Below are 14,625 nucleotides of genomic sequence, written 5' to 3'. Positions count from 1 at the left end.
CAGCGTAGCGTTAATACCGGTGAGTTTAGCACGCAGTTTAAAAAGTGTTTCACGTGAAACACGGCGATTGAAAGTGTGCTCAAGAGATATAAGCAGTCATAAAAAAGGGGCGCAAGGCGCCCCTTTTAGCATCGCGTTTTGAGGAAGTTACTGCGGTAGTAGCGAAATATCCGCCACTTCCAAAAAGAGCGCTTGAAGGCTCGCCAGCAGCGCTAAACGGTTTTGGCGCACGCCGGGATCTTCCGCCATGACCATGACCTCATCGAAGAATCGGTCCACCGGCGCTCTAAGCTCCGCGAGCGTGTCCAGCGCCTGCTGGTAGTGGCCTTCGGCGAATAGCGGAGCGACCCGCGTCTGGCTCTGGGAAACCGCTTCGAACAGCGCGAGCTCGGCGTCTTCCTGTAGAAGCGCTTCATCGACCCGAGTGCTGCCGTCGTGTTCTTGCTTTGCGAGGATATTGGAGACGCGCTTGTTGGCGGCGGCCAGCGCCGTTGCTTCCTCGCGTTGGGTGAACGCCTTGACCGCGCGCAAGCGGCGGGCAAAGTCCAGCGGCTTGGTCACGGGGCGGGCGCGAACGGCCAAGTACATCTCGGCGCTGATCCCTTCTTCTTGCCCCCAGGCGCGGAAGCGATCCAGCATATAGGTTAGTACGTCGTCGACCAGGCCGTCCTTGGCAAGCTCGCGATGCTGCTCGGCGGCCACGCTCAAGAGCTCGCGCAGGTCCAGGTCGAGCTCACCCTTGACCAGAATATTCAGCACTCCGATGGAGGCGCGACGCAGGGCGAAGGGGTCCTTGGCGCCGGTCGGGCGCTGGCCAATGGCGAAGATGCCCACCAGCGTATCGAGTCGGTCTGCCAGTGCCAGCGCCTTGCCCGCTTGGCTTTGAGGTATGGCATCCAGCGCGAAGCGGGGCAGGTACTGCTCTTCAATTGCCTGGGCGACCTCGGCGGGCTCACCATCCTGCTCGGCGTAGTAGCGCCCCATGATGCCCTGAAGCTCGGGGAATTCGAGCACCATTTCGGTGACCAGATCGCACTTGGCCAGCGCTACTGCGCGCTGGGCGTGGCCGGTGTTGCCGCCGATTTTTTGTGCGATGTAAGTGGCGATCGCGGTGCTACGGCGCACCTTGTCGGCCAGCGTGCCGAGCTGCTGCTGGAAGACGACGCTTTCGAGCTGGGGAATGCGCGAAGCGAGGCTCTGCTTGCGGTCGGTGTCATAAAAGAACACCGCGTCCGCCAGACGCGGGCGAATCACCTTCTCGTTGCCCGAGATGACCTGCTGCGGGTCCTGACTCTCGATGTTGGAGATGGTGATGAACAAGGGCTTGAGCGCGCCGTCTTCATCCAGCAGGTGGAAGTACTTCTGGTTCGCCTTCATCGACGAAATCAGACACTCGCCGGGCACTTTCAAAAAGCGCTCGTCGAAGGTGCCGGTTAACGCCACCGGCCACTCGACCAGACCGCTGACTTCGACCAGCAGATCCTCATCGATCACTGCCGTGGCGTCATGCACTTCGGCTTCCGCCAGTACCTGCTCGCGAATACGCTCGCGGCGCCTGGTGCGATCCGCCAGCACGTAGGCGTTCTCGAGCGCCTCGAGGTAGTCGTCGGCATGCGTAAGTTGAATCGCATCCGGGGCGTGGAAGCGGTGGCCGTAGGTCGTGCGGCTCGCCTCGAGGCCCAGCGCCTCGGCGGCGATCACGTCACTACCGTAAAGCGCGAGCAGCCAGTGAACCGGGCGGGAAAATTCGATGCGCGAGCTGCCCCAGCGCATGTTTTTGGGCACCGGAAGCGCAGCCAGCGTTTTACGCAAAAGCGCCGGCAGCAGGTCCTGAACGCTTTCACCCGCCTGACGCTCGCGATAGCCAAGCCAGGTGCCCTTATCGGTTTCCAGATGAATCAGCTCGTCGACGCTGACCCCACAGGAGCGGGCGAAGCCTTCGGCGGCCTTGGTGGGCGCGCCGTCCTTGAAGGCGGCGGCCAGTGCCGGGCCGCGCTTTTCGACTTCGCGGTCGGGCTGCTTGTCGGCAAGCCCTTCGACGCGCACGGCCAGCCGCCGCGGCGTGGCGTAGGCGATCACGTTATCGAAGGCGATCTCGGCCTCCGTCAGGCCTTTTTCGATACCGTCGGCAAAGGCGTTTGAGAGCGCGTCGAGAGCGGTCGGCGGAAGCTCCTCGGCACCGAGCTCGAGTAACAGCGTATCAGCGGCCATTTAGGCGTCTCCCTGGTCGTCTAGTAGTTCACGGCGAAGCGCATCAGAAGCCATGGGGAAGCCTTCCGCCTTGCGCGATTCAAAGTAGGCGTGGGCCACGTCGCGGGCCATGGTGCGCACGCGCAGGATAAAGCGCTGACGCTCGGTCACCGAAATAGCGTGGCGGGCATCCAGCAGGTTGAAGGTGTGCGAGGCCTTGAGCACCTGCTCGTAAGCGGGCAGCGGTAGTTTCGCTTCCAGAAGCTTGCCGCACTCCTTCTCCTGGTGGTCGAAGTTGGCGAAGAGCTGGTCGACGTCGGCGTACTCGAAGTTGTAGGTGGACTGCTCGCGCTCGTTTTGCAGGTAGACATCGCCGTAGCTGACTTTACTGCCGTCCGGCGCGACCGCCCACACCAGGTCATAGACGCTGTCTACGTCCTGCAGGTACATGGCGATGCGCTCGAGCCCGTAGGTGAGCTCGCCGGTCACCGGGTAGCACTCGATGCCGCCGGCCTGCTGGAAATAAGTGAACTGGGTCACTTCCATGCCGTTGAGCCACATCTCCCAGCCAAGCCCCCAGGCGCCGAGGGTCGGCGACTCCCAGTTGTCCTCGACGAAGCGCACGTCGTGCACCAGCGGGTCGAGCCCCAGGCGCTTGAGCGAGCCCAGGTACAGATCCTGGAAGTTTTGCGGCGAGGGCTTCATCACGACCTGAAACTGGTAGTAGTGCTGCAGGCGGTTCGGGTTTTCGCCGTAACGCCCGTCGGTGGGGCGCCGTGAAGGCTGCACGTAGGCGGCGTTCCAGTTTTCCGGGCCAATTGAGCGCAGGAAGGTGGCCGGGTGGAAGGTACCCGCGCCTACTTCCATGTCCAGCGGCTGAAGAATCACGCAGCCCTGTTCCGCCCAGTACTGCTGCAGCGCAAGGATCAAGCCTTGAAAGGTCGACACATCCGGCGTCGATTGGTTCGTCGAGACACTCATCGCAAAAAGCACCATTGGCCATGAATTCAGAAGCCGTCAAGTATACAATCCCAGGCAGATGGGTTATAGGCACCAAAGCCAACCAGAGCGCTTTTCAAGGAGTTCTTATGATCGTAGTGACCGGTGGGGCCGGCTTTATCGGCGCCAATATCGTCAAGGCGCTCAACGCGCGCGGGCGCACCGACATCATCGTGGTGGACGATCTATCGGATGGCACCAAGTTCGTGAACCTGGTCGACTGTACGCTTTATGACTACCGCGACAAGGAGGCCTTCCTCATGGAGGTGCAGGCATCCCTGCGCGGCGAGCCCAATGATCTGCCCGCGATCGAGGCGATCTTTCACGAAGGCGCCTGCTCGGATACCACCGAGTGGGACGGCCAGTACATGATGGAGAACAACTTCGAGTACTCGAAGGTGCTGTTGGAGTACTGCGAGCAGCACGGCATCGCCTTTTTGTATGCCTCCTCGGCGGCCACCTACGGCGGCAGCGAAGTATTTAAGGAGTCGCCCGAGTTCGAAAAGCCGCTCAACGTCTACGGCTACTCGAAGCTCTTATTCGACCAGCACGTGCGTGCGCGCATGCCAACGCTCACCACCCAAGTGGTCGGGTTTCGCTACTTCAACGTCTATGGCCCGCGCGAGCAGCACAAGGGCAAAATGGCGAGCGTGGCGTTTCACAACCACGGCCAGGTCAAAAATGGTCAGACGCTCAAGCTCTTCGGCGCGTTCGACGGTTTTGAAGCGGGCATGCAGAGCCGAGACTTCGTTTTCGTGGGCGACGTAGTGGACGTGAACCTGTGGTTTCTGGATCACCCTAACGTTTCCGGCATCTTCAACCTGGGCACCGGGCGCGCCGAGCCGTTCAAGGCGATCGGCGAGGCGGTCATCGACTACTACGGTAAGGGGCAGATCGACTACATCGACTTTCCCGACGAGCTCAAGGGGCGCTACCAGAGCTACACCCGAGCGGACATCTCGAGGCTTCGCGACGCCGGGTGTGACGTCGAATTCAAGACCGTCGCCCAAGGCGTGAAGGCGTACCTGGAGTGGCTCAATGGCTGACACCGCCAAGCGGCTTTTAGTCGTGGGGCCCTCCTGGGTGGGGGACATGGTGATGGCCCAGAGCCTGTTCATCGAGCTCAAGGCGCGCCATCCAGGCGCCACCTTGAGCGTGGTCGCCCCGGGGTGGTCCCAGCCGATTTTGGCGCGCATGCCCCAGGTCGATGAGGTACTGCCCTTGGGCGTGGGCCACGGCGAGTTTGGCCTCAAAAGCCGCCACGAGCTGGCCGGCCGGTTGAAAGGCCGGTTCGATATGGCCATCGTGCTGCCGCGCTCCTGGAAGGCAGCGCTGGTGCCGTTTCTAGCGCGTGTTCCTAAGCGGGTCGGGTTTCTCGGCGAGTACCGCTACGGGCTTTTGACCGAGACGCGCAAGCTCGATAAACGCGTGCTCGACCAGACCGTGAAGCGCTTCGTCTCGCTTGGCGTATCCAAAGAAGAAGCGCGGCGCGGCGATTTCGCCATTGCTCCGCCCAGGCTGTCGGTGGATCACGACAACCTGGTGAACCTGCGCCTGAAGCTTGCGCTGTCGTCGCGCCCGGCGATCGGCATGATGCCCGGCGCGGAGTACGGCCCGGCCAAGCAGTGGCCGCCGGCGTACTTTCATGGTCTGGCCAAACGGCTGACTGACGAGGGATTCGAGGTGCGCATTTTCGGCGGACCGAAGGATCACGCGGTGGGGGAAGTGATCAGTGCAGGGCTAAGCCATGTTCACAACCTGTGCGGGCAGACCGCGCTTGCCGACGCGGTGGACCTGCTCGCCGACTGCCGCCAAGTGGTCACCAACGACTCCGGGTTGATGCACGTAGCGGCGGCGGTGGGGGTATCGATCCACGCGCTCTACGGCTCGTCATCGCCGCGCTACACGCCGCCGCTCACCGACAGCGCCACGGTGCACTACCTAGGCCTTTCGTGCTCGCCCTGTTTCAAGCGGGTCTGCCCGCTGGGCCATACCAACTGCCTGAACCAGCTGACCGAGGCGAGCGTGTATGATGCCGTGGGCGCGGTGCAGTCCGGCACGCCTGGCGTGATCGTCAGCGGCTGACGTTCTCCACCTCCAGCGGGGCGTCGGACGGCGTTTCGACGACCTGCTCGGCAGGGGAGGGGGTGTCGTTCTGGCGCTGCGGGGCGAGACCTTCCCACAGCCGGTGCTGCAGCGCGGTCTCCTCACGCAGGCGCTCGTTGAGCACGTCGAGCCCGTGGGTCTCGGTAAGCGTCGAGCGGTCGCCCAACAGCGACACCCCGAGCCCCGCGCGGTGCTCATCCAGCGGCACGCCCATCGCCTCCAAAATCGTCGGAAATACGTCGAGCATGGTGGCGTTTCGCCGAATGCGCCGGGGCTCGAGCCCGTCGCCGAGCATGATCAGCGTATTGTCGCGATCGAGCGCGGTGAGCTGGTCCCACACCGGCACGCGCATGGTCAAATGATCGCTCTGGAGCACGACGAGCGTATTGTCCAAAAGGCCTTCGGCTTCCAGGCGCTCGATCAGATCCCGCGCCTGCCAAGCGGAACACTTCACCGAGAAGAGAATGTCCTGGCCGTCGAAGTCGCCCTGGCGGTCGATGCAGGTTTGCGACGGAAAGCCGTGGGGGGAGTGGCCGGCCAGGCTCAGGTTGACCACCGCCCAAGGGCCGTCGTCCTCATTTTCGAGTCGTCGAATCTCGCGCTCGGTTTCGCTGTAGAGGGTGTCGTCGTACACGCCCCAGCTGTTGACGTACTGCTGGTCGTCGAGCTCGGCGAGCCAGTCCTCCTTGCCCTTGACCGTTTGGAACTGGTGCCCGTTGTAGAAAAGCCCCTTGCCGGCAAACTGCGAGCTGGCCCCGCCCAAGTAGCTCAACCGGTAACCTTGATCTGCCAGCACGTCGCCCAGACAGTTAACGCCGGGCACCACCTGGGTAAGCGGCTCGAACTGGGTGTCGTGTAAAAGCCCCGCGGGCATCAGGGGCACGCCGCACTGGCTTGCGATCATGCCGGCCATGGTCCAGCCGGTGTTGTCCATTTGACGCACGCCTTCGAACACCCAGCCGCGCTCGCCAAGCGCCTCGAGATCGGCGTAGGCGTCGCCGAAGATGTCGCTCGAGTAGGTGCGCTCCATGCTCTCCAGGTACATCAAAAGCAAATTGGGCGGGTCGGAGCGCGTCACGGTGGGCGGCGCTACATAGCGCCGATCGAGCCACTCGCCGTCGTCGGTCACGATGGCCGCGCTGCGCTGGCCAAGGCCATAAAGCAGCGGGTTGATCGCCAAAAGCGCCAGCGCGAAGAAGCGCTCTGCCAACCGCCAGCGCGGATCTCGACGGGCCATCCACGTAATCGAGGTTAAAAGCGCGAGTATGATCAGCACGTAGATCACGGCGACGACCATCTTGCCGCCGCCGCCGTGGTCGGTAATGCCCGCCTGCAGATGGAAAAACACCGCGCCGAGATCCACGTTACCGAAGCTGTCGGCCAAATAGACATATATACCCAGAAGGCTCAGTGGGACGAGCGACCAGGGCCACACCGGCTTGTAGCGCTCGCGTTTGGGCGCCCCCCAACGAAGCTTGAGCCCGAGTGCTACCCAAACCGCCGCGATGGGGAAAAGTGTCCACCAGGGCAGGCGGGTGACCACCGTCACGGCGTAGCCAAAACTGGCGCCAATGATCAAAAGCGGCAGCCAAGGGGTGAGCCGATAGCTCCTTATCAACGCCATGCCATATCCCTTTTCATCCTTAACCAAATGAGTATGCTAGCTTACCAAATGTGTCGTGCGCGGGTGGCAGATTCCCCTTCGCCGCGACGAATGAGTCCAACGAAGGCGCCGGGTCGCGGCCTTCGAACGCGCAAGGGTAATTTGTGGCCATTTCCGCCGTACTGATCGTCAAAAACGAAGCGCATCACCTTCGCGCCTGCCTGGAAACCCTCACCTTCGTCGACGACATCGCCGTGCTCGACGCCGGAAGCCAGGATGAGACGCTCGCCATCGCCCGGGAGTTCACCGATAACGTCAGCATCGATGCCGATTGGCAGGGCTTTGGCGTTCAGCGCCAGCGCGCCGAGGCGCTGGCGCGAGGCGACTGGATTTTAATGATCGATGCCGATGAGCGCGTCACCGACGAGCTCAGAGAGAGTATTCAGGCGGCGGTAAAAGGGCCGGCGGCGGTCTACAGCGCACCCAGGCTTTCCTGGTGCTTTGGCCGCTTCATCCGCCACTCCGGCTGGTATCCGGACCGGGTGCTGCGCCTATACCCCAAGGGGCACGCTTCCTATAACGCCGCGCTGGTGCACGAAAAGCTGGTGGTGCCGGATTCGCTCAAGGTGCTTCCCTTGAGCGGCGATCTATTGCACTACACCTACCGCGACGTGCGCCACTACCTGGAAAAATCCGCTCACTACGCCGATGCCTGGGCGGAGCAGCGCGCCGCCCGCGGCAAGAGCGCCTCCCTCGGCCAGGGCATGATGCACGGGCTGGGCTGCTTTCTTAAAATGTATCTGCTCAAGGCGGGCTTTCGCGACGGCGCTCAGGGGCTACTCCTCGCCATTCTCTCCGCCCACTCCACCTTCAACAAGTACGCTGCGCTCTGGGTGCGCGGCAAGCAAGGCGTCGATAAGCGCTGAGATCTCGCCGGCGGCGGCGCCGATATCGATGGCCGTCATCTCCTGCTCGTCGGCGCTCGCGGGTGGGCTAAACGCCAGGCGCCTGTCGGCGTCATTGCAGGTCTGCCAGCGAAGCGGCGTGGCCGAGCGCCTGGCCGGGTAAAAGCCGGCGGTGGCGATGTTCAAACACCCGGCGATGTGCAGAGGACCAGTGGAGCCGGCGATCAAGAGGTCGGCGCCGGCAAGCTGATAGGCGAACGCCTCGACGCTCGCGCTCGGCGCAAAGCGGTTGGCCTCGATGCCATGCGCGGCCAGCACCTCGATCAGGGCGTCGGACTGGGCCTCTTCCCCCGGCCCTGCGCTGATCCACCAAGCGGGCGGCGCTTTCGTTTGCGCGTTCACTTGGTGGATCAGCGCGGCGTACTGCTCGAGCGAGAGGTTCACCGCCGAGCCGCCGCTGCCCGGGTGCACTACGACCGCACAGGAAGACGCGACCGTCGTCAGCGCCTGGCGCTGGTGCGCAACCTGTTCACTGGCCAGCGGCCAGAAAGGCGGTGCGGGCAGGCGGGTAAGCTTGAGCGAGAGCCGCTCGAGTAGTTGGCAGGCCAAATCCACGTTGTACTGGTACTCGGGCTTTTCTGAGCGCGAGCGGCGCTGGGTGACTCGCGCGTTATAGAAAATCTGGGCCCACTTGGTGGCGGGCGCCAAACGTAGCGGTATGCCCGCCCGCCAGCCAAGAAAGCCAATACGCGGCGTCGAGAACAGTGTCAGCAGGGCATCGAAGCGCTCGGCTTTGACGGTCTCGAGCAGCGCCTTTTGCGCGCGCTTGTCACCGCCTTTGCCTGGGTCGACGATCACCTCGTCCACCCAAGGGCAGGCGCGGGCCAGCGCTTCGGTGTAGGCCGGCACCAGCACGCTGACGTGCGGTGTCGGCGAGGCGCTTTTCAGGCAGGCAAGCGCCGGCCAGGCCAGCATGAAATCCCCGATTTTGTCGTTGCGCACGACCAGCACTTTCTGCGCCATGGTGAATACCCCGTTAATTGCAGCCTGTATACTACAAGACAACGCATAACTTGTTGAACGGCACAGAGAAGGCGAGGCGTAATGGCCAAGGGCGTAGAAGCTGAAGGTGTAAAATCAGCAGGTATAAAAACAGAAGGTGGCCACCAGGCGAGTGGAAAAGCGGCAAAGGTACTGCAGCTTTGCATGTCCGACGGCAAGGGCGGCATGGAGCTCTACGTGGACCGGGTCATCGAGGATCTGAACGCGGAAGGGGTCGAGGTCATCGGCATCTGCCTGCGCCAGACCCGTATCGAAACCTACTTCCAGCGACACGGCGTGGCCTTCAAGGCGTTTTCGAGCAACCTGGATGCGCTGAAAAACGCCTGGCGTATCCGCCGCTGGCTGATCGATGAAAACGTGCGCATCGTCCACTGCCACAAGTCCAGCGACTTGCGCCTCACCGCGCTTTTGAAACTTTTGCTGCCAAGCCTTCGCGTGCTCTACACCGATCACGTCGGCGGGCAGCGCGCCAAGAAAAGCCCCTATCACCGCTTCGCCTATCGAAACGTCGACTACGTACTCTCCATCAGCAAGGCGACTCATGTACGCAACGTCAACAATCTGCCGGTGCCGCGCGAGCGCGTGATCTGCCTGCCCCACGGCGTCAATATCGATACCTATCACCCGGTAACGGACAAAGCGCGCATCGCCGCCAAGCGCGCCGAACTCGGTATCCCTGAATCAGCCGTGGCGATCGGGCTGCCCGGGCGGGTGACGCCGGGCAAGGGGCAGGACGTCTGGGTGAAGGCGCTTTTGGCGCTGCCGGAAACGCTCGACTTCTTCGCGGTCTCGATTGGTGGAACCGACTACGCCTCCGGCGGCACCGAGGAGTTCTATCAAACGCTTGTCGAGATGATCGACGGCACACCGCTTGCCGACAGGATCCGCTTTTTGGGCCATCGCTCGGATCTCACCGAGATCCTGCCGGTGCTCGATCTGGTGTGCATTCCCTCGGAAAACGAAGCGTTTGGCCTGACGATCATCGAGTCCATGGCGTGCGGGATGCCGATCGTCGGCTCCAACACCGGCTCACTGCCCGAACTCGTCGACGAGGCCTCCGGCGTGCTGGTCGGGCCTTTCGACGTCGAAGCCTGGCGCGACGCCATGGCCGCGCTCATCGAGGACGATGCGCGCCGACAAGCGATGGGGGCGGCGGCGCGCACGCGGGTAGAGCGCCATTTCAGCAACAAACAGCACGTCAAGCGCCTGATGGGTTACTACGACGCCCTGGCGTAGCCTGCGGAAATGGCGGTCATCACGGCATCGGTCGCCGCGCTAAATTTGGCTACCGAGCGCGCCAGCCGTTCGAGATTGTCCGTCTGCCATTTACCGGGTTGGCGAAACCGGCAGCGGTCGAAGTCGATGAGCCAGGGCGCGTCCTCGGCGTCGATCAGGATATTGCGGGCGTTGAGATCGACGTGGTCGAGCCCGGCCTGGTGAAAGCGCGCGATCATCTCGCCCACCCGCTCGAGCAGCGCATCGCTGGCGCTGGCCTCGGACAGGCGCGACGCCAGCGCCCGGGCACCCTCGATGCGCACCGTGATCAGCGCCGCCTGGTAGCCGAGACCGTCGCGCTTCACCCCGGCGGCCACCGGGCGGGGCACCGGCAGGCCCTGATCATATAGCGCAGCGGTCAGGCGCAGTTCACGAAAGGCGCGGGTGCGCTCGGCGCCGAGCCACAGATAGCGCTTTTGGCACAGATGGGCGACCAGCCCGCCGCGTCGGTAGGGGCGCAGCACCCACTGCGACTCGCCGTGCTTTAAAAACAGGCTCTCGCCGCGCCCCGGGGCCTCGCCGGTGACCAGGCCCGCCCGGCGCCACGCCTGTCCGTTGAAGAGCGCGGGCCCGGGTTGGTATGGCGCGTCGTCGTCACTTAAACTATCCACATCGTGTAGAATCAGCCAATTTTTTTGCTGGAGTGCCGCTAAGCGCATGAAGCCCTCTCTGCCCAAGGATCCTCGTCATATTGCCATTCTGCGCCTTTCCGCGCTGGGCGATGTATGCAATCTCGTGCCCACGGTGCGCGCGCTGCAGCGCCAATGGCCCGAGGCGCGCATTACCTGGATCATCGGTAAAGGCGAGCACAGTCTACTGGCGGGCCTGTCCGGGGTCGAGTTCGTCGTTTTCGACAAGGCGACCGGTCTTGCTGGCATGCGCCGGATCTGGCGAGAGCTGGCCGATACCCGTTTTGATGTGCTCTTGCACATGCAGCAGGCGATTCGCGCAAGCGTGCTGTCGCTCGGGCTCAAGGCGAAGGTGCGCGTAGGCTTTGACAAGGCCCGCGCGAAGGATTTTCAGCACTGGTTCACCCAGCGCCAGATCAATCCGCGAAGCAACCCCCACGTGCTCGACTCCTTCATGGACTTCGCCCGCCTACTCGGTGTGAGCGACGACCATCTGACGTGGGATCTGGCCATCCCGGATACCGCCTATCAGGAAGCGCGTGCGTTGGCCGGCGAGGCGCCTTACCTGGTCATCAATCCCTGCAGCAATCCGCGGCTGCGCAATTTTCGCAACTGGTCGGTGAAAGGGTATGCCAGCGTCATCGAGCACGCCTTTACCCACCACGGCTTGAAAAGCGTGCTGACCGGCGGCGGCAGCGCCGCCGAGCGCGAAATGGGCGACGCGATCGAGGCGCTCTGCCAGCCCGGCAGCGTCGTCAACGCCATCGGCGCCACCTCCTTGAAAGGGGTGCTGGCGCTGATCGATGAGGCGCGCGCGGTGATCGCCCCGGACACGGGCCCGGCGCACATGGGTAACGCCCTGGGCAAACCGACCCTCGGGCTCTACGCCACGACCAATCCGCAGCGCGCCGCCCCTTACTTGTGGCGCGATTTTGCAGTCAACGCCTACCCCCAAGCGGTGCGTACCTATCTGAACAAATCGGTGGGGGAGGTGAGCTGGGGCCAGCGCGTGCGTCACGCCGACGCCATGGACCTGATCAGAACCGACGACGTGATCGAAAAGCTCGACGCGCTGCTCGAACACACCCGACCCACCATCACGGGGCCTACCAATGAAAGTTGATCTCAACGCGCTTGCTCGCGCCCGCGTGCTGGTCGTGGGCGATGTCATGCTCGATCGTTACTGGCACGGCAGCACCTCGCGAATCTCCCCGGAGGCGCCGGTGCCGGTGGTCCGCGTGGACGGCGCCGACGACCGCCCTGGCGGGGCGGCTAACGTCGCGCTCAACGTCGCCTCGCTCGGCGCCCAGGTATCACTTGCCGGCGTCGTAGGCCGTGACGAGCACGCCACTCTGCTTCAAAACGCGCTGACTGACGCCGGGGTGAGCACTCACTTCCAGATAAGTGAGGCGCTTCCCACCATCACCAAGCTGCGCGTGATGAGCCGCAACCAGCAACTCATTCGCCTCGATTTCGAACAGACGTTGGCCGGTACCGACACCGACGAGCTGCTCACGCGGGTGGAGGGAGCGCTGGCGGATGCCGACGTGATGATCCTCTCGGACTACGGCAAGGGCACGCTCAACCAGGTCGAGAAGCTGATCCAGATGGCCAACCGGCTGGGCAAGACGGTGCTGATCGACCCCAAAGGGGTCGATTTCACCAAATACCGCGGGGCGAGTCTGATCACCCCCAACCTGGGCGAGTTCGAGGCGGTGGCCGGGGTGTGCGATTCCGATGAGGCGCTGGAGCGTCAGGGCGAGGCGCTGCGCGCCGAGCTCGAGCTCGAAGCACTCTTGATAACGCGCAGCGAAAAGGGCATGACCCTGATTCGCCGCGATCATGCGGCCCTGCATTTGCCCACCCGGGCGCAGGAAGTGTTCGACGTGACCGGCGCCGGCGACACCGTGATCGCGCTTTTAGGGCTGGCGCTGGCGGCGGGCAGCGAACTTCCGGACGCGATGATGCTGGCCAACCTGGGCGCCGGGCTCGTCGTCGCCAAGCCCGGCACCGCCACGCTCAGCGTCGAGGAGCTTTCGCGCGCCCACTACGGCGACCGGCCCGCTGAGTTCGGTGTCACCGACAAAGCGGCGCTTTACGACGCCGTACGCGCCGCCCACGGCCGCGGCGAGCGGGTGGTCATGACCAACGGCTGCTTCGATATTCTGCACGCTGGCCACGTCAGCTACCTGGAACAGGCCAAGCGCTTGGGCGACCGGCTGATCGTCGCGGTCAACGACGACGCCTCCATTCGCCGTTTAAAAGGCGAGAAGCGCCCGATCAACCCGCTGGAGCGACGCATGCAGGTGCTGGCCGGGCTCGGCGCGGTGGACTGGGTAGTGCCCTTTAGCGACGACACCCCGCAGGCGCTGATCGAAGAAGTGCTGCCGGACATTCTGGTCAAGGGCGGCGACTACCGCGTGGACGAGATCGCCGGCAGCCAGGCGGTGCTCGCCAACGGCGGCGAAGTGAAGGTGCTCGGCTTCGAGGACGGCGTTTCCACCTCCGGTATGATCGGCACCATCCTCGAGCGCGAGCGCTGATGTCGACGCCGCCGACCGGCTCAAAAGCCAAACAGCGGCTGGCGCGAGCACTCTATTCGGCGGCGCTTTACGCGCTCTCTCCTCTGATCTTTAGGCGTATCTGGCGTGAGCAAGTGCTCACTTACCCGCGCCGCCAGCGCCTGGGCCTCGGCCTTGGCGCGCTTCCGCCCGCGCCAAGGATCTGGCTCCACTGCGCCTCCGTCGGTGAGGTGCGCGCCGCAAAAGCCCTGATCGAGGCGCTGCTGGCGCGCTACCCGCACCACAGCCTCTTGATCACTACCATGACCGCCACCGGCGCCGGCCAGGCGCAGGCGCTGATCGACGCTCAAACGGATGCGTTAAAGCCGCGGCTGGCCCACCGCTTTCTACCGCTGGATTTTCCCGGCGCGGCGCGGCGCTTTGTCGCCCGCGTAGCGCCGGCGATGGCGCTGATGTTCGAAACCGAGCTCTGGCCGAACCTGCTGCACGCCTGCGCCCGGCGCGGCGTGCCGGTAGCGGTGGTCAATGGGCGCCTCTCCGAGCGAGCGTTTTCGCGCTACGCGCGCATTCGCCCGCTGATGGCTGGCGCGCTGAATAACGTCGACTGGCTGGCGGCAAAATCCGCCGCCGACGCCCGCCGCTTCCAGGCCCTGGGCGCGCCCAAGCGCGCAAGTGTGGTCGGCTCGCTCAAGTTCGACGTTGCCGTTAGTGAAAGTCGTCCTGAGGATAGTAAGCGCTCACTGTTTGGTGAGAGTGAGCGTCCGGTGTGGGTGGCGGGTTCGACCCGAGACGGCGAAGAAACACTCGTCCTGAGCGCCCACAGGGCGGTGCGCCAGCGCTTCTCCAGGGCGCTGTTGATCCTTGTGCCGCGCCACCCTCAGCGCTTTGAAGAGGTCGCCGAGCTTTGCCAGCGCGAAGGCTGGATGACGGCGCGGCGAAGCGAGAACGCCGCTATCTCTGACGACGTCGAGGTCTACCTGGGCGATACGTTGGGCGAGCTCGCCACGCTCTACGCAGCAGGGGATGCGGCGTTCGTGGGCGGCTCTCTGGTTGAGCTTGGCGGGCACAACGTACTCGAACCCGCCGCCCTGGGCCGGCCGGTGCTCTGCGGGCCGTCGCTTGAGAACTTCATCGACGTGGCCGAGCCGCTTCTGGAGGCAAAAGCGCTGGAGCGGGTCGAGACACCGGCGGCGCTGGGGGTGGCGGTCGCGGCGCTGCTGGGCGACCCCGCCCTGGCGAAAGCGCGGGGACAGGCGGGCGTCGACGTCATCCGCGACCATCAGGGGTCGCTTTCGCGCACGCTGGAAGGGCTCGACGTGCTGCTTTCTTAGGGC

At 64.0% G+C, this 14,625-nt stretch carries 12 protein-coding genes; 7 read left to right on the top strand and 5 right to left on the bottom strand.

Translation table 11 applies throughout. The features are described from left to right. Nucleotides 1-147: 147 nt before the first annotated feature. The gene (glyS, locus tag MQW23_RS09525; protein WP_252107766.1) at nt 148-2,211 is read right to left on the bottom strand and encodes a glycine--tRNA ligase subunit beta; all 2,064 of its coding nucleotides are present in this window, start codon (nt 2,209-2,211) and stop codon (nt 148-150) included. Next, nucleotides 2,212-3,171, bottom strand: a complete 960-nt coding sequence (glyQ, locus tag MQW23_RS09520; RefSeq protein WP_252107764.1) for a glycine--tRNA ligase subunit alpha — start codon at nt 3,169-3,171, stop codon at nt 2,212-2,214. It lies immediately after the preceding gene. A 107-nt stretch (nt 3,172-3,278) separates the two neighbouring features. On the opposite strand from glyQ, the gene rfaD reads away from it, so the two are divergent. Continuing rightward, nucleotides 3,279-4,235 carry an ADP-glyceromanno-heptose 6-epimerase gene (gene rfaD / locus MQW23_RS09515; protein ID WP_252107763.1) on the top strand — a complete coding sequence of 319 codons (957 nt, stop codon included), beginning with the start codon at nt 3,279-3,281 and terminating at the stop codon, nt 4,233-4,235. Beyond that, a complete protein-coding gene (gene waaF, locus MQW23_RS09510; protein WP_252107762.1) occupies nt 4,228-5,274 on the top strand; it encodes a lipopolysaccharide heptosyltransferase II in 1,047 nt (348 codons plus the stop codon). Before rfaD ends, waaF begins: the two co-directional genes overlap by 8 nt. Here the strand turns inward: waaF and MQW23_RS09505 are convergent. Then, a complete protein-coding gene (locus tag MQW23_RS09505; RefSeq protein ID WP_252107760.1) occupies nt 5,264-6,919 on the bottom strand; it encodes a sulfatase-like hydrolase/transferase in 1,656 nt (551 codons plus the stop codon). The two genes, waaF and MQW23_RS09505, sit on opposite strands and share 11 nt — an antisense overlap. 143 nt (nt 6,920-7,062) lie before the next feature. On the opposite strand from MQW23_RS09505, the gene MQW23_RS09500 reads away from it, so the two are divergent. After that, a complete protein-coding gene (locus MQW23_RS09500) occupies nt 7,063-7,824 on the top strand; it encodes a glycosyltransferase family 2 protein (RefSeq protein ID WP_252107758.1) in 762 nt (253 codons plus the stop codon). On the opposite strand, the gene MQW23_RS09495 is transcribed toward MQW23_RS09500, so the two are convergent. Then, nucleotides 7,735-8,826, bottom strand: a complete 1,092-nt coding sequence (locus MQW23_RS09495; protein ID WP_252107757.1) for a glycosyltransferase family 9 protein — start codon at nt 8,824-8,826, stop codon at nt 7,735-7,737. The genes MQW23_RS09500 and MQW23_RS09495 overlap by 90 nt on opposite strands. A gap of 183 nt (nt 8,827-9,009) precedes the next feature. Between MQW23_RS09495 and MQW23_RS09490 the strand changes: the two genes are divergently transcribed. Further along, complete coding sequence (locus MQW23_RS09490; protein ID WP_252107755.1) at nt 9,010-10,101, top strand: glycosyltransferase family 4 protein; 1,092 nt, start codon at nt 9,010-9,012, stop codon at nt 10,099-10,101. Here the strand turns inward: MQW23_RS09490 and MQW23_RS09485 are convergent. Further along, nucleotides 10,083-10,799: a 3-deoxy-D-manno-octulosonic acid kinase gene (locus MQW23_RS09485; RefSeq protein ID WP_252107750.1), complete on the bottom strand. Its 717-nt coding sequence runs from the start codon at nt 10,797-10,799 to the stop codon at nt 10,083-10,085. The genes MQW23_RS09490 and MQW23_RS09485 overlap by 19 nt on opposite strands. Between MQW23_RS09485 and MQW23_RS09480 the strand changes: the two genes are divergently transcribed. The 3 genes from MQW23_RS09480 to waaA are packed head-to-tail and all read left to right on the top strand — an operon-like array spanning nt 10,798 to nt 14,622. Further along, the gene (locus MQW23_RS09480; protein WP_252107748.1) at nt 10,798-11,892 is read left to right on the top strand and encodes a glycosyltransferase family 9 protein; all 1,095 of its coding nucleotides are present in this window, start codon (nt 10,798-10,800) and stop codon (nt 11,890-11,892) included. The two genes, MQW23_RS09485 and MQW23_RS09480, sit on opposite strands and share 2 nt — an antisense overlap. Beyond that, nucleotides 11,882-13,312, top strand: coding sequence for a bifunctional D-glycero-beta-D-manno-heptose-7-phosphate kinase/D-glycero-beta-D-manno-heptose 1-phosphate adenylyltransferase HldE (gene hldE / locus MQW23_RS09475; protein ID WP_252107746.1), 1,431 nt, complete (start codon nt 11,882-11,884; stop codon nt 13,310-13,312). The genes MQW23_RS09480 and hldE overlap by 11 nt, the downstream gene beginning before the upstream one ends. Next, on the top strand, nt 13,312-14,622 hold the full coding sequence (gene waaA / locus MQW23_RS09470) for a lipid IV(A) 3-deoxy-D-manno-octulosonic acid transferase (protein ID WP_252107745.1): 1,311 nt from the start codon (nt 13,312-13,314) through the stop codon (nt 14,620-14,622). Before hldE ends, waaA begins: the two co-directional genes overlap by 1 nt. Nucleotides 14,623-14,625 lie beyond the last annotated feature (3 nt).

Source organism: Halomonas sp. S3-1-1 (assembly GCF_023757625.1).
In the GTDB taxonomy this organism is placed as follows: Bacteria; Pseudomonadota; Gammaproteobacteria; order Pseudomonadales; family Halomonadaceae; genus Vreelandella.
Note: the sequence above shows the minus strand (reverse complement) of the source record. Positions and strands in the feature narration are given on the sequence as shown.